Origin of the sequence: Vibrio sp. NC2 (genome assembly GCF_025195005.1) — a bacterium.
Classification (GTDB): Bacteria; Pseudomonadota; Gammaproteobacteria; order Enterobacterales; family Vibrionaceae; genus Vibrio; species Vibrio splendidus.
Genome location: NZ_JANVFC010000014.1, coordinates 71,423 through 92,827 on the forward strand (window position 1 = coordinate 71,423; position 21,405 = coordinate 92,827).

Sequence of the window (21,405 nt, forward strand, 5' to 3'; positions counted from 1 at the left end):
CGGCTTGTTTGTATCTGTAACCTATTCAAACTATTATTATCCACACTCTCAGTTAGTGCATTTTTCTAAGGTTTTATGGCAGGACACATCCCGCGTAGTTTCATCGATGATCTCCTAGCGCGTCTCGACATTGTCGATATTGTGGACGCACGCGTGAAACTTAAGAAAAAAGGCAAAAACTATGGTGCTTGTTGCCCATTTCACAACGAAAAGACCCCTTCTTTCAGCGTAAGCCAAGAAAAACAGTTTTATCACTGCTTTGGTTGTGGCGTACACGGCAATGCTATCGACTTCATTATGGAGTTCGAACGTCTCGATTTTGTTGAAGCGATTGAAGAGCTGGCCTCATTTTTAGGACTTGATGTTCCTAGAGAACAGCGCAGCGGTGAAATATCCACGGCGCCAAGAGCCAACAGCGAACAAAAACGTAACCTCTACGATTTGATGGGCGGCATCAGTAATTTTTACCGCTCTCAGCTGAAAATCTCAGCTAACAAACCTGCGATTGATTACCTAAAAAATCGCGGTCTTTCTGGTGAAATCGTACAGAAGTTTGGCATTGGCTACGTCGCTGATGAATGGGACTTGGTTCGTAAGAACTTTGGCCAACAAAAAGAAGCCCAAGACATGCTCGTTACTGGCGGCATGTTGATAGAAAACGATAAAGGCAACCGATACGATCGATTCCGTGGACGCGTGATGTTCCCGATTCGTGACCGTCGTGGCCGAGTGATCGGGTTTGGCGGCCGTGTTTTAGAAGACGGCACACCAAAGTATCTAAACTCGCCAGAAACGCCGATCTTCCATAAAGGTAAAGAGCTTTACGGCCTTTATGAAGTGTTACAAGCATACCGTGAACCGCCTCAAGTACTTGTGGTTGAAGGTTATATGGATGTTGTCGCACTAGCGCAATACGGTGTCGATTACTCAGTGGCATCACTGGGCACCTCAACAACCGGTGATCACGTTCAAATGTTGTTCCGCCAGACCAATACTGTGGTTTGTTGTTACGATGGTGATAGAGCAGGTAAAGAGGCCGCATGGCGCGCACTAGAAAATGCGCTTGAATACCTAAAAACAGGTAACACACTCAAGTTTCTGTTCTTGCCAGACGGTGAAGACCCTGACAGCTATATTAGAGAACACGGTCAAGCTGCTTTCGAACAGCTCGTCCACAATGCGACGCCGCTTTCGACCTACTTGTTCGATAACCTGATTGAAATACACAAGCTGAATTTAGGAACAACAGAAGGAAAATCGGCACTGCGTGCACACGCGAGCGCCTTGATTAGTAAAATTCCTGACAGTTACTTCCAAGAACTGCTCGAAAAATTGCTCGATGAGCGAACTGGATTTGATAACCAATTGAGGCGTGCTCGCGTTCACACAAAGAACCCGACACCTCAACCGCATAAAGAGCTCAAGCGCACTCCAATGCGTGAAGTTATCGCTTTGCTTATCCAAAATCCGAGCTATGCTGATATGGTACCGGATTTATCAAGTGTCAAAGGCTTACAGCTGCCTGGACTAAGTTTATTCGTCGAAGTACTTGATATCTGCCGAGTGAACCCCCATATCAGCACAGGCCAATTATTAGAACATTGGCGAGAGAACAAACATGAGGCACTTCTGTCTCGTCTCGCGAGCTGGGAAATCCCCCTCGACGAAGACAATCAAGAAGACATATTTTTAGACTCATTGGACAATATCCTTGCCCAGTGCGTTGAAAAACAAATTGAAAACCTGCAGGCCAAAGCAAGAAGTGTCGGTTTATCAGCCGAAGAAAAAAGGGAGCTACTAGCTTTAATGCTAGATCTAAAAGCGTAACCCTGTTTGATTAGTCAGCATTTAATAAATTTGTTAACATAATTGGTTTGCATTTGAGAATGCAACGTCCTTCACCAGACCTGAAGTTGGATATCATCTATGGATCAAAATCCGCAGTCACAGCTAAAATTACTTGTTATTAAAGGCAAGGAACAAGGCTATCTGACCTACGCCGAAGTAAACGACCACCTACCTGCAGAAATCGTGGATTCTGAACAGGTAGAAGACATCATTCAAATGATCAATGACATGGGTATCAAGGTAGTAGAAACTGCACCTGACGCTGATGATCTAGCTCTTAATGATGACGATGCCAATATAGATGAAGATGCAGCTGAAGCTGCTGCTGCTGCGCTTTCAAGCGTAGAAAGCGAGATTGGCCGTACAACTGACCCAGTTCGTATGTACATGCGTGAAATGGGTACAGTTGAACTACTGACTCGTGAAGGCGAAATCGACATTGCGAAGCGTATTGAAGATGGTATCAATACCGTTCAATTATCTGTTGCTGAGTACCCAGGCACGATTCCATACATCTTGGAACAGTTTGACCGCGTACTCGCTGAAGAGATTCGCTTAACAGATCTAATCAATGGCTTTGTTGACCCAGACGACGATGGCACAGCTGCGCCAACGGCGACTCACATCGGTTCAGAGCTCGCTAAAACTGATCTAGAAGACGAAGACAAAGAAGAAGCAGAAGACGACGAGGAAGAAGAAGAGGAAGATACAGGTATTGATCCTGAGCTTGCTCTTGAGAAGTTCACAGCACTTCGTACTAGCTACCAAAACCGTCAACTAGCAATCAATGAATACGGCCACGAAAGCCCGAAAGCAACGCTTGCAACAACAATGATGCAAGACGTATTCAAAGAATTCCGTCTGACGCCAAAACAGTTTGATTACCTAGTAAACGAACTGCGTACTTCTATGGATCGCGTACGTACTCAAGAACGCCTAATCATGCGTCAAACGGTTGAGTACGGCAAAATGCCGAAGAAATCTTTCATTGCTCTATTTACTGGCAATGAATCTAGCGAAGCATGGTTGGACGAAGTTCTTGCTTCAGACAAGCCATACGCAGAAAAGATCAAACGTAACGAACACGACATCCGTCGCTCTATCCAAAAGCTGGATATCATCGAACGTGAAACGTCTCTTACTGTTCAAAGCATCAAAGATATCAGCCGTCGTATGTCTATCGGTGAAGCGAAAGCTCGTCGTGCGAAGAAAGAGATGGTTGAAGCGAACTTACGTCTAGTAATCTCGATTGCTAAGAAGTACACAAACCGTGGTCTACAATTCCTGGATCTAATCCAAGAAGGTAACATCGGTCTGATGAAAGCGGTAGATAAGTTTGAATACCGTCGTGGTTACAAGTTCTCGACTTACGCTACGTGGTGGATCCGTCAAGCAATCACTCGTTCGATTGCCGACCAAGCTCGTACTATCCGTATTCCGGTTCACATGATCGAAACGATCAACAAACTAAACCGTATCTCTCGTCAAATGCTACAAGAGATGGGTCGTGAACCGCTTCCGGAAGAGTTGGCTGAGCGCATGCAAATGCCTGAAGACAAGATCCGTAAAGTACTGAAAATTGCTAAAGAGCCTATCTCAATGGAGACACCAATCGGTGACGACGAAGATTCGCATCTGGGTGATTTCATCGAAGATACAACGCTAGAACTGCCTTTAGACTCTGCAACGGCAACAAGCCTGCGCGGTGCAACTAAAGACGTTCTTGCAGGCCTAACGCCTCGTGAAGCGAAAGTACTGCGTATGCGTTTCGGTATCGACATGAACACTGACCACACTCTTGAAGAGGTTGGTAAGCAGTTCGACGTAACTCGTGAACGTATCCGTCAGATCGAAGCAAAAGCACTGCGTAAACTTCGTCACCCAAGCCGCTCAGAAACTCTGCGTAGCTTCCTAGACGAGTAATTACACGCTCTAGTGTGGTTAGCTTTTAAGCATAAAATAAAAAAGGTGAGCGTTGGCTCACCTTTTTTGTGCCTACGTGATTTAAGTGGCTAAGATGTAAGCGGAATTGCCCCTCATAGTGTCTAGACACCATTGATTGGTTCCCCTATAATCTATGCCCTACGGCCCCTTAGCTCAGTGGTTAGAGCGCACGACTCATAATCGTTCGGTCCCCAGTTCAAATCTGGGAGGGGCCACCAAATTAGAAAAGCCAGAACAGTTCACGCTGCTCTGGCTTTTTGCTTTTCTAGCCCTTTATCTTCTAGCTTAACGCTCAGCCCCATTCGTCCAGTTTCTTCTATGTGACTAAACATACTTTTCTTTTATAAAAAAATCGGCAATATGAGAGTACACAAATCATTCAATAGTTCAGGGAAGACTCATGAAAGACGAAACGCTCTCGATTCACTTCGGCTACGACACTGATCCAACAACCAAATCGGTTGCGACTCCTATTTACCAAACCGTTGCTTACGAATTCGATGACGCACAACACGGCGCCGACCTGTTTAACCTTGTGGTGCCAGGCAATATCTACACTCGTATAATGAACCCAACCAATGATGTGTTGGAAAAACGCATGGCAGCCTTAGAAGGTGGTATTGCAGGCTTAGTGGTGAGTGCAGGCAGCGCGGCGATCAACTACGCGATTCAAACGTTGGCACAAATCGGTGACAACATCGTTTCAACACCTCAGCTTTACGGCGGTACTTACACCCTATTTGCTCATATGCTACCAAACCAAGGGATCGAAGTTCGCTTTGCCAAAGACGACAAACCAGAAAGCTTAGCGGCACTGATCGATGAAAAAACCAAGGCGGTTTATTGTGAAAGTATCGGTAACCCAGCAGGCAATATTATCGACTTAGAACGTGTTGCTGAGCTTGCTCACGCACAAGGTGTACCTGTGATTGTCGATAATACGGTGGCGACACCTGTGTTGTGTAAACCTATCGATTTTGGTGCCGATATTGTGGTGCACTCGCTAACCAAATACGTTGGTGGTCACGGAACGACGTTGGGTGGTGTTATTGTCGATTCAGGCAAATTCCCATGGGCAGAGCACAAAGATCGCTTCCCGGTCTTTAATCAACCAGAACCTTCTTACCACGGTGTGGTATATACCGAAGCCTTTGGTGAAGCCGCCTTTATTGGCCGCGCTCGAACCGTTCCATTGCGTAATACAGGCGCAGCACTGTCACCCATGAATGCCTTCATGTTGATGCAGGGCCTAGAAACGTTGTCGCTACGCATGGAGCGACACACCGAGAATGCACTGAAAGTAGCAGAATACCTTAAGCAACATGAGAATGTGAGTTGGGTAAGCTACGCGGGGTTACCAACCTCTGAGTTCTACCCACTGGCTGAGAAATACATGCAAGGTAAGCCGTCTGCCATTTTATCTTTTGGCTTGAAAGATGGTTATGAAGCCGGTGTTCGTTTCTATGATGCGCTGCAAATCTTCAAGCGCTTGGTGAACATTGGTGATGCAAAATCTCTCGCTTGTCACCCTGCTTCGACGACACACCGTCAATTAAGCGAAGCGGAACAAAAGCAAGCAGGTGTGTCACCAGAGATGATTCGCCTCTCAGTAGGTATTGAACACATTGACGATATCTTGGCTGATCTAGAGCAAGCACTTAATGCTTAATGACGCTACAGCTAGCTCTAACACTGATCGTTAACTGGCAGACACAAAAAAGCCCATCACAGGATGGGCTTCTTATTATCTAATTTTCTTAGATAGGCTAACGATTACTCAACCGTTACCGCTTTCGCAAGGTTACGAGGTTGGTCAACATCGGTACCCTTGATTAGCGCTACGTGGTAAGACAACAGCTGCATCGGTACTGTGTAGTAGATAGGTGCTGTTACTTCACTTACGTGAGGCATCTTGATGATCTTCATGTTCTCATCGCTTTCAAAGCCTGCATCTTCATCTGCGAATACGTAAAGTAGACCGCCACGAGCACGTACTTCTTCAACGTTTGATTTCAGCTTCTCTAGCAAGTCGTTGCTTGGTGCAATAACGACGACTGGCATATCTGCATCGATAAGAGCCAAAGGACCGTGCTTAAGCTCACCAGCCGCGTATGCTTCTGCGTGGATGTAAGAGATCTCTTTCAGTTTAAGAGACGCTTCCATCGCGATTGGGTAGAACTCACCACGACCCAAGAATAGTGTGTGGTGCTTATCTGCAAAATCAGGTGCTAGCGCTTCGATCTCTTTATCAAACGCTAATGCTTTTTCAATATCAGCAGGCAGTTGATGCAGTGCTTGAACGATCTCCGCTTCTTTCTCTTCATTGATGCGACCTTGTAGACGACCAATTGACGTTACCATCATCAGCATTGCAGCTAGTTGAGTGGTGAAAGCTTTAGTAGAAGCAACACCGATCTCTGTTCCTGCGCGAGTCATGAAGGCAAAATCAGATTCACGAACCAGCGAAGAGCCTGCAACGTTACAGATAGTCATTGCTGACATGTAACCTTTTTCTTTTGCAAGACGAAGTGCAGCAAGCGTATCCGCCGTTTCACCAGACTGAGACAAAGTCACCAATAGGCTATTCGGACGAACAACGAAATCACGGTAACGGAATTCAGAAGCAATCTCTACGTCACAGCTTACGCCTGCTAGAGATTCAAACCAGTAACGCGCAGCCATGCCTGAATTGTAAGACGTACCACATGCGATGATCTGCACGTGTTCAACTTTGCTTAGGATCTCTTCCGCTTTAACACCGATTGCGTTAGTGATAACCGAAGTGTCAGAGATACGGCCTTCCATTGTGTTGATCAGCGCTGTTGGCTGCTCAAAGATCTCTTTCTGCATGAAGTGACGGTATTGACCTTTATCACCTGCATCGTGTTCTGCGTTTGATTCAACGATTTCACGCTCAACACGCTCGCCCGCCACATCAAATACTGTTACATCACGACGAGTCACCTCAGCAACATCACCTTCTTCTAAGTACATGAAGCGACGAGTTACGCTTAATAGCGCTAGTTGGTCAGAAGCAAGGAAGTTCTCGCCCACACCAAAACCGATAACGATTGGGCTACCAGAACGAGCAACAACGATACGGCTAGGATCTTTACGATCAACCGCCACCGTGCCGTATGCACCGTCTAATTGTTTCGCTGTCTTTTGAAGCGCTTCAACCAATGAAGCTGACGTGCGAAGTTCCCACTCAACTAAGTGAGCGATAACTTCTGTATCTGTTTGTGAAGTAAACACGTAGCCACGCTCTTGCAGCAGAGCGCGCAGTGTTTCGTGGTTTTCGATAATGCCATTGTGTACAACAGCAATGTCGCCAGACATGTGTGGGTGTGCGTTTGCTTCAGAAGGCTCACCGTGTGTCGCCCAACGTGTATGAGCAATACCAGTACCGCCAATGACATGTTGTTGATCGACTGCGTCTGCTAGCTCTTGTACTTTACCAAGGCGGCGTACACGAGTTAGGTTAGATTCGCTATCAACTACAGCGACACCCGCTGAATCGTAGCCTCGGTATTCTAGGCGGCGAAGACCTTCTACTAAAATTTCAGCTACATCACGCTGTGCTACTGCACCAACAATTCCACACATAGTTTCACTCCATCAATTTCGTTTTATTCCTATTGGCAGCAAGCAAAGGCCAGATCTTTATTAAGATCAATTATAGGAAGGTAAATGCATAATACTTAAATTTGTTTTTACGCTGGATCGGTCAGGATCACTCGAACATCATGTGATTCGATACTTGCTTTGGATTCTTCGCCTAAGTCTGTATCGGTAATTAAGATGTCAATGTGTTCCCATGCCAGCTCTAAGTTCGGGATCTTTCGTCCCACCTTTTCCGACTCAACCATCACGATCACTTCTCGTGACACTTCAGCCATTACTTTACTTAGGCCAACCAATTCATTGAACGTGGTTGTGCCTCTATCAAGGTCGATACCATCAGCCCCGATAAATAGTTGATCAAAATCGTAAGCTCGAAGTACTGATTCTGCGACTTTGCCTTGAAAAGAATCCGAATGGGTATCCCAAGTGCCGCCGGTCATTAGCAGTGTTGGTTCGCTTTCCAACTCATTAAGTGCATTAGCGACATGCAACGAGTTGGTCATCACAACCAAACCACGCTTGCTATTGAGCTGCTGAATTAGCGCTCCTGTCGTGCTACCGCTATCGATCACAATGCGATTATGGTCGCGAATTAAATCTGCAGCGGCTTTCGCTAATGAAATCTTTCGAGTCGAAACTTGTGGACCCAGTTCTTCGTTCACAACCTCTTTCGGTAATGAAATCGCACCACCATAACGGCGCAAAAGCTGACCGTTTTTCTCTAAAGACGCTAAGTCCTTTCTAATCGTGACCTCTGAGGTTTCGAATTTAGCGGATAGTTCATCAACACTAACCTCCCCCTTTTCGTTAACGAGGTTAGAAATAGCATGTCTTCTGAGCTGGGTGTTTCGTTTCGACATTTAAAAAAGGCCAGTAAGTTTCGGTTTGAAACATATTATAGTTACAACGAAACTATTTAGTCCATTTATTTTGATCCAAAAAATTAATAAATAGCGATAAAACCTTGTCCTAAGACAATTGTTAAGCAGTGATATTGAACTGATTAGGTGGTAGAATCCGCACCCGAAAAGAAAAAAAATTACAAAACTGACTGTTATTTTTTTGCAACTTACCTCTTATATAGTGGGGTAAGTCACATAAAACCGATATTGAATCAAAATCTTTTGGTCATAAAATGACTAAAATTGATGAAAGACTTACAACTCTGAAGGACATATTGGAAGTCCCGCGCTTTTACACAACAGGCACAAAATGTTGATGTAGCGGACCAATCTTCAGACCTTAAATAAATTTCAAATTGTAACAATACTTACCGGAGAGTACCTTCCATGAAAAAGACCAAAATCGTATGTACGATTGGCCCTAAAACTGAATCTGTAGAGAAGCTAACTGAACTAGTAGATGCTGGCATGAACGTTATGCGTCTTAACTTCTCTCACGGTGACTTCGCAGAACACGGCACTCGTATCGCGAACTTCCGTACAGTAATGGAAAACAAAGGTGAGCAACTTGCTATCCTTCTAGATACTAAAGGTCCAGAAATCCGTACTATCAAACTTGAAGATGGTAACGACGTAGATCTAGTAGCTGGTCAAGAGTTCACTTTCACAACTGACGCAACAGTTGTTGGTAACAAAGACGTAGTAGCAGTAACTTACCTAGGTTTCGCTAAAGACCTAACAGCTGGTAACACTATCCTTGTTGATGACGGCCTAATCGAAATGGAAGTTATCGCAACAACAGAAGCTGAAGTTAAGTGTAAAGTTCTTAACAACGGTGCTCTAGGCGAAAACAAAGGTGTTAACCTTCCTGGCGTTTCTGTTCAACTTCCAGCTCTTTCTGAGAAAGACAAAGCTGACCTTAAGTTTGGTTGTGAGCAAGGCGTTGATTTCGTAGCTGCTTCTTTCATCCGTAAAGAAGACGACGTTAAAGAAATCCGTGAGCTTCTAAACGCTAACGGCGGCGAGAACATCCACATCATTTCTAAGATTGAAAACCAAGAAGGTGTAGATAACTTCGATTCAATCCTTGAAGCTTCTGACGGCATCATGGTTGCTCGTGGTGACCTAGGTGTTGAAATCCCAGCTGAAGAAGTAATCTTCGCTCAGAAGATGATGATCGAGAAGTGTAACCGTGCACGTAAGATGGTTATCACTGCAACTCAAATGCTTGACTCTATGATCAGCAACCCACGTCCAACTCGTGCTGAAGCGGGTGACGTTGCGAACGCAATCATGGATGGTACTGATGCAGTAATGCTTTCTGGTGAAACTGCTAAAGGTAAGTACCCAGTTGAAGCTGTAACTATCATGGCTCAAATCGCGAACCGTACTGATTCAGCTCTTAAAGCTGAGCTAGGTTCTCGTCTAGACAGCCCACGTCTACGCATCACTGAAGCAGTATGTAAAGGCGCTGTAGACACAGCAGAGAAGCTAGCTGCTCCTCTAATCGTTGTTGCAACTGAAGGCGGTAAGTCTGCACGTTCAGTACGTAAGTACTTCCCAACTGCAAACATCCTTGCTCTAACAACTAACGAAAAGACAGCTGCACAGCTAGTTCTAACTAAAGGTGTTAAGCCAGTTCTTGTTGACTCTATCGAGAACACAGACGCGTTTTACATCAACGGTAAAGAAATCGCTCTACAATCTGGCCTAGGTAACAAAGGCGACATCGTAGTTATGGTTTCTGGTGCTCTAGTCGCTTCTGGTACTACAAACACGGCATCTGTTCACGTTCTATAAGAATGAACCGATACGCATAAAATATAAAAGAGGGCTTCGGCCCTCTTTTTTTATGAAACAAATCTTGCCTAACTTTTCAGTACGCTGTATTATCAATCACAGTAGAATCACGTACTGTTAACTTCCATGGGCTCTTTCGAAGAGACGGATTAGCAGACTAGAATCAAATATGCATGAGGTTTGTAATGTCTAGTCCTACGCTCACAGACAAAGTATCAAAGATGATTCGCCAAGATATTCTTAATGGTGAGTTAACCCCTGGCCAAAAACTCGTTGTTGCTGATCTAAAAGCACGATACAACGTAGGCGCATCTCCAATTCGTGAAGCCTTAGTGCAGTTATCTTGGAGTAAATACGTAAAGCTAGAGCCACAAAAAGGCTGCTGGGTATCTCCGGTCTCAAAGAAAGAACTCAATGACCTATACGAAAGCCTTCGACTGGTCTCTTCCGTTCTGCTTAAAAAAGCGATCTCAGCTGGCGATGAAAGCTGGGAATTAGAAGTGTTGACCTCTTACCACAAGCTATCACGCCTTCAGAACGTAGAAGAAGAATTTGATTCTGTTGAATGGGAAGAACGCCACCAACAGTTCCATGTCGCGTTGCTTGAAGGTGCTGATTCAGAGAACATGTTTAAGTTCTTTGATGAACTTATTAACCAAGTTAAACGTTACCGCTTCTTAGCAATGTCAGCTGAAACAGCATCTGATGATCTGTTCAATATTGATGAGCACGAAATGATCATGAAGCTAGTACTCTCTAAGAATGCAGAACAAGCAACAGAGTTACTTGATCAACATTTACTAGGTTCAATGAAACGAATTGAAGAAGTTATCGAAGCGGCATAACGCCTAGATAGATTCTAACCAAATAAAAACGGAGCCCAACGGCTCCGTTTTTTGTTTCCAGTATCACGACTGAACTACCACCCAAAAAACTCTTTGTGATGAGTATTGAGCAGTACAACCATAGGTAAAAAATACAGTGCACTCAGTTGAAAGCCAAGAATGACTAATGTGCCTATGGTTAACCTCACTAAAAAATCGACAAACATACCAGGCCTCTTTTAACCAGACAGTATGATCCCCAAACTCTTGCTACAGCTAACCTAATTCTACTGTTATCTCTCAAGCCATTGATAAGGCAAGCTAACCAGCTGAATTAAGTTAACGGTGTCATCCCTTTTATATCGGGTAAACACTCTGTTTATTGGTTCGCTTAACACGACGCAACCTGAAGCAAGATAGTTTACTTATTGTTTATTTTAGCTCAAATTTTAACCAGCATTAGACTTTAGTCTAACTACATAAGACTTGTGACATAGGTCGCCTCAAAAGTGAGATTCCTAGTATAGATGTTGAAAGGAACGGCTGAAGACTAGCTTTAAAAGATACGAAGCAAGGAAGATGGCTTGATAGGAAAGTGGTTAGTCACTTAAAACGTAAATCTTTTAAAGGCTAAGTCTGTTGAAAGCCAAGTGAAAGATTAAGCGACATCAGCATGACTAGGGCACATAGAGACGGTATTGCGCCCAGACGATTTAGATTCGTAGAGCCCAACATCGGCACATTTGTACGAGCGAGTGCTGTTGCTTGTCAAATCAGTGAAACCGACACTCACCGTCACTTTAGTCCCTGAGGATAGCTCTATTTCTATTCGTAATCGATCCAATACACGTTTCGCTTCCGGCAGCGAGGTGTGTGGCATCAGTAATGCAAACTCCTCCCCCCCAACGCGAGCAACAAAATCAGTATTGCGTAGGCTGTCTTGCAGAAGCCTTGCAACACTTGCAATCACTCGGTCGCCTTCATCGTGGCCAAGTTCGTCATTGATTCGTTTGAAGTTATCAATATCGACTAAAGCTAAGCAAGTGGTCGCTTCATTAGGGTAACGCTCGACCAAGCGAGAATAATACGCGAGCTGCTCTTCGAACTTTCGGCGGTTCCAAAGGTTACTCAAAGAATCTCGTTCACTTAAGATCCTCAAACGCACCTCAAGCTCCTTCCTTACAGAAATATCAACCAAAGACGTAATATAGTAACTGATCTTTCCAGAGCGATTCTTAACGGCTTGTACTCGCATGATGACGGTGAAAGGGATACGTAACTTGTTCTTACACAGAACTTCCCCCTCCCATACTTCTTCTTGCTCTAAGTGTTGCCAGATTGAATCACTCGAGAGTGTCTGCTCGGTATTTTCAAGCAACAGCTGTAATGCATTTTGACCGATAACTTGAGTTTTGCAGTACCCCGTCATGTTCTCAAACTCGTTGTTGATCATCATAGTACGATGCTGCTTATCAGAGATCATGACGGCCGACATGCCGCTCAATGCGGCACGTGCCAACTTACTTTCTAGACTTCGACGTCGGTAATGAGTCACTAAATAAGCAAACGGAAACGCAAAAACTAGTACCGTTAGCAACACAAACACTTCTTCTTGAGAGAGGTCACTTAAGCTCGGTTCAGCTCGATCCATCAGTTGTTTCTGATTAAGTTGAATCAGTAAATGGACCTTTTGATTATTCGCGAGCATCACCGTGTTAAACGCAAACAAATTGCCATCTTCAAAAACGTGCCCCACCTGATCATTAGAGATCGCTTCCCATGCCTTTGGTGCGATGTTTTTCAGGTTGTAGCCTTTTCTTTCTGGAATAGAATCGCCAAACAGCTTACCGCTATGGTTACTCGCTATGTAATAACCCGCTTCATTAAGAACTTCTGCTCTAAGATCATTATCAGGTGAAAAACTAAGACGCGACGATAAACCCCATACGTCGAGATTAATAACAAGGTAGCCCACTCTTTTATCAGGTGTTTCTACGGGGGTAAAGACACGAATTACCGGCATATAAGGGAAGGTAATCTCACCATGTTCCATTTCAAGTTCAATGCCCCAGCCGCCAATTTGTTCAGCTTCTAGTTTTTGGGCGTATTGAAAGTAGCTCGAGTCAGATTTATCTTGAAGCTGTTGCGGTACCGTTATGTGGCCTGAATCAGCGGAGTAGTTGACACGAACCAGCTCTTTACCCGAGATATCTAGCAGGTGGATCTGTGTATACCATTTTTGGTTCACGAGGACAGACTGCCAAACCTCTTCAAGTAGATCTTTGGTTTGGTTAGAGGGAGAAGAGGCAAAATTAACCAAGCTTTGGCTGTGACTTAACAGGCCCATTACGGAAACTAATTGAGTCTTAAGAAGATCGTAGTCTCGCTTGGCGTACACCAATTGATGGACGGCTTGCTTGGCCGAGTAGTCAAAACTCTGCTGCTTCACTTCTTGATATCGCTGCAAGTAATATAGAGCAACTGCTGAACAGAGTGTGATTGAGATGATTAGTAATGTAATTATTGATTTTTTATTTCGCATTACTAGCTCAGGAAGAAAAAGAGAGCGCAAGATTATAGCACTCTAGGAAATTAACAAAATAAAAGCCGCTTAAAAAAGCGGCTTTAAAACTATTTTTTAAATACTTCTTGTTTAGGCTTTCAACGCTCGTTCACCACGTGCGATGCCAACAACCCCACTTCGAGCCACTTCAAGTACTTCCGTTACTTCAGACAATGCCTGAATGAAAGCATCCAGCTTCTCGCTAGTGCCGGCCATTTGAACCGTATATTGCGAAGCCGTTACATCAACGATTTGGCCACGAAAGATATCCGCGGTGCGTTTCACTTCAGCGCGAGCAAAGCCGCTAGCGCGTACTTTTACCATCAAAAGTTCACGCTCGATATGCTCAAGCTCAGACACTTCTTGTACCTTAAGTACGTCGATTAACTTGTGTAGCTGTTTTTGGATCTGCTCAAGCTGCATTTCGCTCGAGTTAGTGGTGACATTCAGACGAGAAAGCGTTGGATCATCCGTAGGAGATACATTCAAAGACTCAATGTTGTAGCCACGCTGAGAAAACAAGCCAACCACTCGAGAAAGTGCACCTGGTTGGTTTTCCATTAATAGTGAAAGGATGTGTCTCATATTATGTTCTCTCCGTTTTGCTTAGCCACATGTTATCCATACCCTCGCCTTTGATCTGCATTGGGTATACGTGCTCGGTGTCATCCACACTGATATCGACAAATACCAAACGGTCTTTCATCGCCAGTGCTTTTTCCAAACCTGATTCCAGTTCATCCGGAGATGAAATACGCATGCCAACGTGGCCATAAGCCTCAGCAATCGCAGCAAAATCAGGAACAGAGTCCATATATGAATTAGAGTAACGACCTTGATAAACAATGTCTTGCCACTGTTTTACCATGCCTAAGAAACGGTTGTTAAGGTTAATAATCTTAACGGGAATATTGTATTGCAGCGCAGTCGACAGCTCTTGGATATTCATTTGAATACTGCCGTCACCAGTAACAATCACAACTTCTTCATCAGGTTTCGCAAACTTAACGCCCATACCAGCAGGTAGGCCAAAGCCCATAGTGCCTAGACCACCAGAGTTAATCCAACGGCGTGGCTTGTCAAACGGGTAGTACAAAGCAGCAAACATTTGGTGTTGACCTACATCAGAAGCAACATAGGCATCGCCATTGGTTACTTTATGAAGTGTTTCAATAACTTGTTGTGGCTTAATACGACCAGACGTTTTGTCATATGCTAAGCAGTCACGTTCTTGCCACTGTTTAATTTCACTCCACCAGCTTTCCATCGCTTCTGCATCGTTAGTTCCACCTTGCTCAATAAGCAGGTTAACCATGCTCTCTAGTACTTTTTCCGCTGAACCTACAATCGGTAGATCCACTTTAACGTTCTTAGAGATAGAAGATGGATCGATATCAATGTGCATGATCTTCGCATCAGGGCAGTACTTATCTAGGTTATTGGTGGTTCGATCATCGAAACGTACGCCAATACCAAAGATCAAGTCCGCATTGTGCATCGCCATATTGGCTTCATACAAACCATGCATGCCCAACATACCCAAAGAGTTCTTATGGGTACCAGGGAAAGCGCCAAGCCCCATTAGGGTGCTTACCACGGGTAAATTCAGTGCCTCTGCTAATTTTAACAGCGGCTTATCTGCCTCAGAAATAACCGCACCACCACCGACATAAAGTACCGGCTTCTTCGCTTCAAGAAGGGCTTTTAGCGCCTTTTTGATCTGACCTTTATGACCCGTAACCGTTGGGTTATATGAACGCATTTTGATCGTTTCTGGGTATTCATAAGGAAGCTTGATTTGTGGGTTTAAGATGTCTTTTGGCAGATCAATAACCACAGGACCAGGACGTCCTGTCGTTGAAATATAGAATGCTTTTTTAACGACTTCAGGGATATCTTCCGCTTTCTTAACGAGGAAGCTGTGTTTAACGATCGGACGGGATACACCCACGATGTCACACTCTTGGAAGGCGTCATTACCAATTAAGCTATTTGGTACGTTACCAGAAATAACTATCATTGGAATTGAGTCCATGTAGGCGGTGGCAATACCAGTAACGGTATTGGTCGCACCCGGACCAGAACACACAAGTACTACGCCCGGCTTACCGGTAGAACGAGTATAGCCATCTGCCATGTGGGTAGCGGCTTGTTCGTGTCGTACTAATACGTGTTTAATTTCAGCAGTTTTAGCATGCAGCGCATCATAGATATCAAGTACAGAACCACCTGGGTAACCAAAGATTTGTTCTACACCCTCTTCAATTAGAGACTGCACCACCATCTCAGCGCCGGATAACATTTCAGCGCCGGATGACATGGCTGTTTCAGGTTTTGTTGTCATATTGCTCTCCTCACCAGTTTCCAACCATATTTGGTGAACATGTTGGGCTGGTTTTTCATAGTCTAGGGCTTATTCGTAGCCTAATTCGAAATACTTCCACTTTTTCGGCTATGGCTGTCTGTCGTGATAACAACAAACAGTAATACGAAACAACTTTAACGCTTTATTATCATCTGGTCTAACACCTGTTATCCGATAATTACGTCAAAAAACCAACTATTAGCTGAAAGCATTAAATAAAACCCAAACCAAACCCAATAGTTAGATTTAAAAACCAATTAACACCTAAAAAAAAGAGCTTAATATTCAAATGAATCACGATTTATCGATTAATTACGCCCTTATTGGTGTGCGCTTTCGCACATTGTGCTGTGTCAGCAGGCATAAAAAATCCCCCTAAAAATGCAATCACATTCGTAGGGGGATTTTTAAACAACTGAAAATTTATCTAAGCAGAAAACTACTTATCTTTAGGCTTTTCATTGTACATTTCTTCGATTTCGTCTTGATACTTATCGTTGATAACTTTACGACGCAATTTTTGAGTAGGTGTCAGTTCGCCATCATCCATAGAAAATGCTTTTGGCAGCAACTTGAATTTCTTCACTTGCTCAAACTTAGCCAGTTCTTGCTGTAGGTCATTCACACGCTTTTCTAGCATCTCGACAATCTGGTGATGTTTAACAAGCTCAACACGGTCGTGATACTTGATATTCAGCTCTTTGGCATACTCTTCTAGAGAGTCATAACAAGGAACGATCAACGCAGAAACGAATTTGCGCGTATCAGCGATAACGGCAATCTGTTCGATAAAGTGATCTTTACCAATCGCGCCTTCAACCACTTGCGGTGCAATATACTTACCGCCAGAGGTCTTCATCAATTCTTTAATACGATCAGTAATGAACAGGTTACCATTTTCATCAAAATGTCCCGCATCACCAGTCTTTAGGAAACCGTGCTCGTCAAACGTCTTAGCCGTCTCTTCTGGCATCTTGTAGTAGCCACGCATCACCATTGGACCACGAACAAGAATCTCATCCTTAGCACCAATTTTCACTTCAGCGCCCGGCATCGACATACCAATTGAATCAGGGTTAAAACAGCGGTCATCCCAGCACGATACTGTTGCCGTGGTTTCTGTCATGCCGTAGCCAAGTTTTACGTTGATACCGATCGCGTGGAAGAAGCGACCAATGGTTTCATCAAGCTTCGCACCACCACATGGCATGAAGTTGATGTTACCGCCTAACAAAGCTCGCAGTTTAGATAACACAAGCTTATCGGCAAGCGCATGGCTCTTCTTCAGCATGAATGATGGTGTGCGGCCTTCTTGGTGACAAACAGAAAGCTTCGCTCCCATGTTCACGGCCCAAGTAAAGAGGACTTTACGGATAAACGGTGCTTTAGATACTTTCTCGTGAATCGCTGAGAATATCTTCTCGTAGAAACGAGGAACTGCAGACATAACCGTTGGCTTAACATCACTCAGTGCATCACGCACTTGCATTGTGTCTTGCAGGTAACAGTTGGTTGCGCCTTTATAAAGGACATAGAAAGTCCAAGCACGCTCAAATACATGTGATAACGGTAAGAAACACAATGAGACGTCGTCTTTACTTAAGCTAAGGCGCTCATCATGGCCTTTTAGTTGATAGCCAACGTTCGTGTAATCAAGCATTACACCTTTTGGCTGGCCTGTTGTACCAGAGGTATAGATAAGTGTCAGTAAGTCATCCATACAGGCATCCGCAAGACGAACATCAAGCTCAGCTTGCTGATCTTCAACACCACGAGCCATGAATTCTTTCCAAGAGACGGCAAAGCGATGTCCTTGCAGATCGATATCATCAGACATCGCCACAACAACTTCTAGCTGTTCACACTCTTCAAAAAGGCTAACCGCCGCATCAAATTGAGCTTGCTCGCCAACGAATAAGATCTTCACATCTGCATTTTGGATAATGTAAGAAGACTGCGCCGCTGTGTTGGTTGGGTAGATTGGTACCGTTACAAGACGCGCTTGTAAAGATGCAAAATCTGCCACAGTCCACTGGGGCATATTGTTCGAAAAGATACCGATCTTATCCTGAACTCTCAGTCCGTGAGCCAACAGTGCTAATGAAAGCGTATCGATTTGTTGTCCAAACTGTTCCCAGCTAATACCTTGCCATACATTGTCGACTTTATGCTTCAAAGCTGTACGGTTGCCGCCTCGGGCAATTTGGTCACGAAGTCTTTTTACGATATGAAAATCTAAATTGGCCATCTCTTTACCTTTGGCTTACACCTGTAAGCTTTTTTGAGCGCACAAGTGTACCTCTGATCATGGAAAAGGCAACTGATGAAGCTCAAAGTTATAAGTAATAGTACGTCTCACGCTAAGTTTTCTATCAACAAAAATAGCAGGTACAAAAAAGCCCCAAGCCAGACTCCCAGCTTAGGGCTTACAAATCATAGGGATTAGTGCTTAGTTAAGCGCCACGACTTCGCCACAGATCATCATTAACTGATCTCGTAACCAAATGTGTCCTTTATCCTTTTCACTTGATTCGTGCCAGCTTAGGAAGCCAGAAATTGCCGCATTATCGAACGGGAAATCTAGAATCTGAAGCTGATCTTTGTTCGCGGCATGCTCAACCATCCAACGAGGTGCAATCGTCACAAGCTCAGATTGACCAACAACGTAAAGTACGTTGCTTAAGCTCGTACCTTCGTAGAAAGGCGTGCAATCTAGGTCACGGTAAGCTTGCTCTGAGAAGCTGCGTTGACCATGGATGCGAGACAGTTTTGCGTGCTTTTCGTTAAGCAACTCTGCCGCTGAAACTTCACCGTTGATACGTGGGTGAGAAGCAGAAGCAACAACAACTAATTCGTCTTGGAAGATCTCAGTGCTTGAAAAGCCCTGCTCATCAAAACGAGCGTAATCAATAACGAAGTCGATTTCTTGGTAGCGCATACGCTCAGAAAGTTGACGATCGAATTCTGCATCCATGTGCAGTTTAACGCTCGGTGCTTGGTCGTTGATTGTCGACATGATCTTAGGTGCAAAACGCATGTCACAAGGGCTACAAATCGCAAGTTTGAACAGACGAGAAGACGACTCTGGAGAGAACACAGAACTTGGCAGTTCATTGCGAACTAACTGCAGTGCTTGGCGGATTGGACCAAACAACTGACGAGCACGTTGAGTCGGCTGAATACCACGACCTTGACGCATGAATAGTTCGTCGTTAAACATCACTTTTAGACGAGCAACAGCGTTACTTACAGCAGGCTGAGACATACCCAGATTATGAGCTGCACGTGTAATGTTTTGCTCTTGCATAACTGCATCAAATACAGTCAAAAGATTTAAGTCGACTCCACGAAGTGTGCTTTCCATTCTGTAGCTTGCAATAGCACTCATTGCGTCTTTTTTCTCTAACATTCAAGTTGCCTCTTGTCGGTTCGACAGCGTTAAATTGGTAATGGTATAGGAATAGATAACCACTAATTCTTATATTTATCAGACCGATGTTTTTCGGATTACCATTACTATTAACCAATAAATCTCGAGCTACCAACAAGATTGATAAAGAATAATTTTATTTTACCTTAATGATTAAATAACATCTAAAAATCAATTATTTATAGAGTTATAAAAAAACATAAAATGCATCACTTATGAGTTTCATTTCGACTTATTTAGCTGTTCTATCGTTTGGTTACATTTGTTACAATTTATTGAACCCATGAATTGTTTGACCGGTTGATTCAGAAATAACACTTATGAGTTAAGTGAGCGATGCATAACTAGGAAAATCTACCTTGTCCCAAAGTTGCTTTCTTAAGTCATCTTGGTTGGACCAATTGCCCGCTAACACCCACTCAACAAGTGCACTTGCCACATCGGGATAAGTGACCACTTCAGCCTGCTTTTCACCGAGCCAACTGCGCATGATAGCCGCATCTAAAAAGGTCATAGTTTGAGCTAATCCAAGAGCCTCTAGCGTCGCCACATTACTCTGTTGTTCGAACTGCCCCTCAAGTGGTTTCAGAAGCAATTTCTTACCCAAAGTCAGGGCTTCAGATGGCAATTCAAAGCCGCCATTGGCCACTACACCAGAGCATTGATTGAGGTCGAATTGGAAGCCAGCATGACTGAGTGGTTTGAACTCAATATTTTCGACTCGGCTATGCTCAATAACATCCGGGTGGTAACAGACAAAGTTGTGCGAAATGAACTTCATCAGCAGCTCTGAGATCGACTCAAGATCCTCAAACGGCAAATAGACCAACGTAAAGTTTTGTGCTGCTTTTGTTTGTTGATCACCAGCCAGCGTGTGAACGATAGGCGGCAGTATAGGTTGTTCAAAGTGATACCAATGCAAACCAATCGAGTGCTCAGTTGGGGCGAAATGTTGAATCACCGAATGTTCAATCCAGTTGCCCCCTTCTTTAGGTACATCGTAGCGGAACGCATTCTGGTGGCTTATGCCAATGCATGGCACACCTTGCCTCTTAGCTGCCCATGCAGTCACAGGTTCAAAGTCATTCAACACTAAGTCATAAGGCGTCAAATCGATCTGATTAATCTCACTGAGAAATCGCCAGATGTTGTTCTTGATGAATGTCTTGCCGTATTTAACCTGCCCCTGCTCGCTGTAAAAAGTTAAGCCGCTGCGGGTCTGATAATTACCAAACGCTTCCATCGAGAAGTACTTGCTCTCGTCTCGCCCAGAGAACAGAAAGTCGACATCGATATTTTGCTGACGAAAAGCCACAGCCATTGCTCTCGCTCGAGCGATGTGCCCATTCCCTGTGCCTTGTACGCCATATAAAATTTTCATGCATGTTCCTTTATGTTTGCCACTTAAGTTCGGCAGTGGTTGTTGCCAACAAAATGATTACAGGATGAAGCTGATAGCAAGGCTAGTACAAGCGATGCCCAAGGCTGCACCAATCAGTACGTCCGTTAAAAAGTGCACACCAAGTAGGATTCGAGAGCCAGCAATCGCTGCCGCCCAAATCAGGCTAAAGAGATATAAACTCGGATAGAAATGTCCGATTAGAGTCGCCATAACAAAAGCCGCAGCGGAATGCCCAGAAGGCAGGCTGTATTTATCAGATGGCACAATATGGGAGTAAAGCAATGAAGAGAATTCAGCGGGTCTGCGACGCTTGAGGGTATTTTTGGCAAACCAGTAAATAGGTAACTCGATTGCAAAGGCAGTTACGCCCACCAAAAGAAAGTCTCGTCCGGTGTAACTGTCAGCCAGTAGTGCAACCAAAGCAATCAAAACGTAAAGGTGTCCATCTCCAGTATGAGACACCGCCTTACTGAGTGTCGCCTGTTGTCCGCTATAACGGCTCTTTAAACAGAAAACAGAAAATGCCACATCCCAGCGGACAATAGGTTCGATAGTACGCATACAATCTCCTTAACAATCCTTATTCAGTTAAGGCTCAAGTTATGCTCCTGAAATGACAGTTAAGTGACGTTTTGAATGAACTAAAATGAATTTTGAGGCGAATTGACCGCTTTCGCTAAGCAAGCTGATGGGGCCTAGAAAC

General features: G+C 44.2%; 14 protein-coding genes and 1 tRNA gene. 6 read left to right on the top strand and 9 right to left on the bottom strand.

Annotated elements, in window-relative coordinates; all coding sequences use genetic code 11:
- The first annotated feature begins 75 nt into the window (after positions 1-75).
- The 4 genes from dnaG to NX845_RS16880 all read left to right on the top strand — a co-directional run bounded on the left by dnaG (position 76) and on the right by NX845_RS16880 (position 5,461).
- On the top strand, positions 76-1,827 hold the full coding sequence (gene dnaG / locus NX845_RS16865) for a DNA primase (RefSeq protein ID WP_017080230.1): 1,752 nt from the start codon (positions 76-78) through the stop codon (positions 1,825-1,827).
- 99 nt (positions 1,828-1,926) lie between these two features.
- A complete protein-coding gene (rpoD, locus tag NX845_RS16870) occupies positions 1,927-3,771 on the top strand; it encodes an RNA polymerase sigma factor RpoD (protein ID WP_009847799.1) in 1,845 nt (614 codons plus the stop codon).
- Positions 3,772-3,934: 163 nt separating this feature from the next.
- A tRNA-Ile gene (locus NX845_RS16875) sits at positions 3,935-4,010 on the top strand.
- Positions 4,011-4,192: 182 nt separating this feature from the next.
- On the top strand, positions 4,193-5,461 hold the full coding sequence (locus NX845_RS16880) for an O-acetylhomoserine aminocarboxypropyltransferase/cysteine synthase family protein (RefSeq protein ID WP_215515023.1): 1,269 nt from the start codon (positions 4,193-4,195) through the stop codon (positions 5,459-5,461).
- Between the two features lie 104 nt (positions 5,462-5,565).
- On the opposite strand, the gene glmS is transcribed toward NX845_RS16880, so the two are convergent.
- Entirely contained in the window at positions 5,566-7,398 is a 1,833-nt protein-coding gene (gene glmS, locus NX845_RS16885; RefSeq protein ID WP_004736010.1) for a glutamine--fructose-6-phosphate transaminase (isomerizing), read from the bottom strand.
- Positions 7,399-7,505: 107 nt separating this feature from the next.
- Positions 7,506-8,276 (bottom strand): DeoR/GlpR family DNA-binding transcription regulator, encoded by a 771-nt coding sequence (locus NX845_RS16890; protein WP_004736011.1) that lies wholly within the window; start codon positions 8,274-8,276, stop codon positions 7,506-7,508.
- A gap of 429 nt (positions 8,277-8,705) precedes the next feature.
- Between NX845_RS16890 and pykF the strand changes: the two genes are divergently transcribed.
- Positions 8,706-10,118, top strand: coding sequence for a pyruvate kinase PykF (gene pykF / locus NX845_RS16895; RefSeq protein WP_108091711.1), 1,413 nt, complete (start codon positions 8,706-8,708; stop codon positions 10,116-10,118).
- 173 nt (positions 10,119-10,291) lie between these two features.
- Positions 10,292-10,963: a GntR family transcriptional regulator gene (locus NX845_RS16900; RefSeq protein WP_017080206.1), complete on the top strand. Its 672-nt coding sequence runs from the start codon at positions 10,292-10,294 to the stop codon at positions 10,961-10,963.
- A 637-nt stretch (positions 10,964-11,600) separates the two neighbouring features.
- Here the strand turns inward: NX845_RS16900 and NX845_RS16905 are convergent.
- The 7 genes from NX845_RS16905 to NX845_RS16935 form a co-directional block, all read right to left on the bottom strand.
- Positions 11,601-13,484 carry a diguanylate cyclase gene (locus NX845_RS16905; RefSeq protein ID WP_260257015.1) on the bottom strand — a complete coding sequence of 628 codons (1,884 nt, stop codon included), beginning with the start codon at positions 13,482-13,484 and terminating at the stop codon, positions 11,601-11,603.
- 111 nt (positions 13,485-13,595) lie between these two features.
- Positions 13,596-14,090 (bottom strand): acetolactate synthase small subunit, encoded by a 495-nt coding sequence (ilvN, locus tag NX845_RS16910; protein WP_004735875.1) that lies wholly within the window; start codon positions 14,088-14,090, stop codon positions 13,596-13,598.
- A gap of 1 nt (position 14,091) precedes the next feature.
- A complete protein-coding gene (locus NX845_RS16915; protein ID WP_054541385.1) occupies positions 14,092-15,849 on the bottom strand; it encodes an acetolactate synthase 3 large subunit in 1,758 nt (585 codons plus the stop codon).
- Positions 15,850-16,309: 460 nt separating this feature from the next.
- Positions 16,310-18,118: a long-chain fatty acid--CoA ligase gene (locus NX845_RS16920; RefSeq protein WP_102501119.1), complete on the bottom strand. Its 1,809-nt coding sequence runs from the start codon at positions 18,116-18,118 to the stop codon at positions 16,310-16,312.
- Positions 18,119-18,319: 201 nt separating this feature from the next.
- Positions 18,320-19,279 (bottom strand): transcriptional regulator LeuO, encoded by a 960-nt coding sequence (gene leuO / locus NX845_RS16925; RefSeq protein WP_004735878.1) that lies wholly within the window; start codon positions 19,277-19,279, stop codon positions 18,320-18,322.
- A 346-nt stretch (positions 19,280-19,625) separates the two neighbouring features.
- Positions 19,626-20,681, bottom strand: coding sequence for an MJ1255/VC2487 family glycosyltransferase (locus NX845_RS16930; protein ID WP_102458446.1), 1,056 nt, complete (start codon positions 20,679-20,681; stop codon positions 19,626-19,628).
- 57 nt (positions 20,682-20,738) lie between these two features.
- A complete protein-coding gene (locus NX845_RS16935; protein ID WP_102501120.1) occupies positions 20,739-21,263 on the bottom strand; it encodes a phosphatase PAP2 family protein in 525 nt (174 codons plus the stop codon).
- Between the last annotated feature and the right edge of the window lie 142 nt (positions 21,264-21,405).

Excerpts from the sequence above, each read along its gene's own strand:
- dnaG (WP_017080230.1), top strand. The coding sequence starts at position 76 with ATGGCAGGACACATCCCGCGTAGTTTCATCGATGATCTCCTAGCGCGT.
- rpoD (WP_009847799.1), top strand. The coding sequence starts at position 1,927 with ATGGATCAAAATCCGCAGTCACAGCTAAAATTACTTGTTATTAAAGGC.
- NX845_RS16880 (WP_215515023.1), top strand. The coding sequence starts at position 4,193 with ATGAAAGACGAAACGCTCTCGATTCACTTCGGCTACGACACTGATCCA.
- glmS (WP_004736010.1), bottom strand. The coding sequence starts at position 7,398 with ATGTGTGGAATTGTTGGTGCAGTAGCACAGCGTGATGTAGCTGAAATT.
- NX845_RS16890 (WP_004736011.1), bottom strand. The coding sequence starts at position 8,276 with ATGTCGAAACGAAACACCCAGCTCAGAAGACATGCTATTTCTAACCTC.
- pykF (WP_108091711.1), top strand. The coding sequence starts at position 8,706 with ATGAAAAAGACCAAAATCGTATGTACGATTGGCCCTAAAACTGAATCT.
- NX845_RS16900 (WP_017080206.1), top strand. The coding sequence starts at position 10,292 with ATGAGGTTTGTAATGTCTAGTCCTACGCTCACAGACAAAGTATCAAAG.
- NX845_RS16905 (WP_260257015.1), bottom strand. The coding sequence starts at position 13,484 with ATGCGAAATAAAAAATCAATAATTACATTACTAATCATCTCAATCACA.
- ilvN (WP_004735875.1), bottom strand. The coding sequence starts at position 14,090 with ATGAGACACATCCTTTCACTATTAATGGAAAACCAACCAGGTGCACTT.
- NX845_RS16915 (WP_054541385.1), bottom strand. The coding sequence starts at position 15,849 with ATGACAACAAAACCTGAAACAGCCATGTCATCCGGCGCTGAAATGTTA.
- NX845_RS16920 (WP_102501119.1), bottom strand. The coding sequence starts at position 18,118 with ATGGCCAATTTAGATTTTCATATCGTAAAAAGACTTCGTGACCAAATT.
- leuO (WP_004735878.1), bottom strand. The coding sequence starts at position 19,279 with ATGTTAGAGAAAAAAGACGCAATGAGTGCTATTGCAAGCTACAGAATG.
- NX845_RS16930 (WP_102458446.1), bottom strand. The coding sequence starts at position 20,681 with ATGAAAATTTTATATGGCGTACAAGGCACAGGGAATGGGCACATCGCT.
- NX845_RS16935 (WP_102501120.1), bottom strand. The coding sequence starts at position 21,263 with ATGCGTACTATCGAACCTATTGTCCGCTGGGATGTGGCATTTTCTGTT.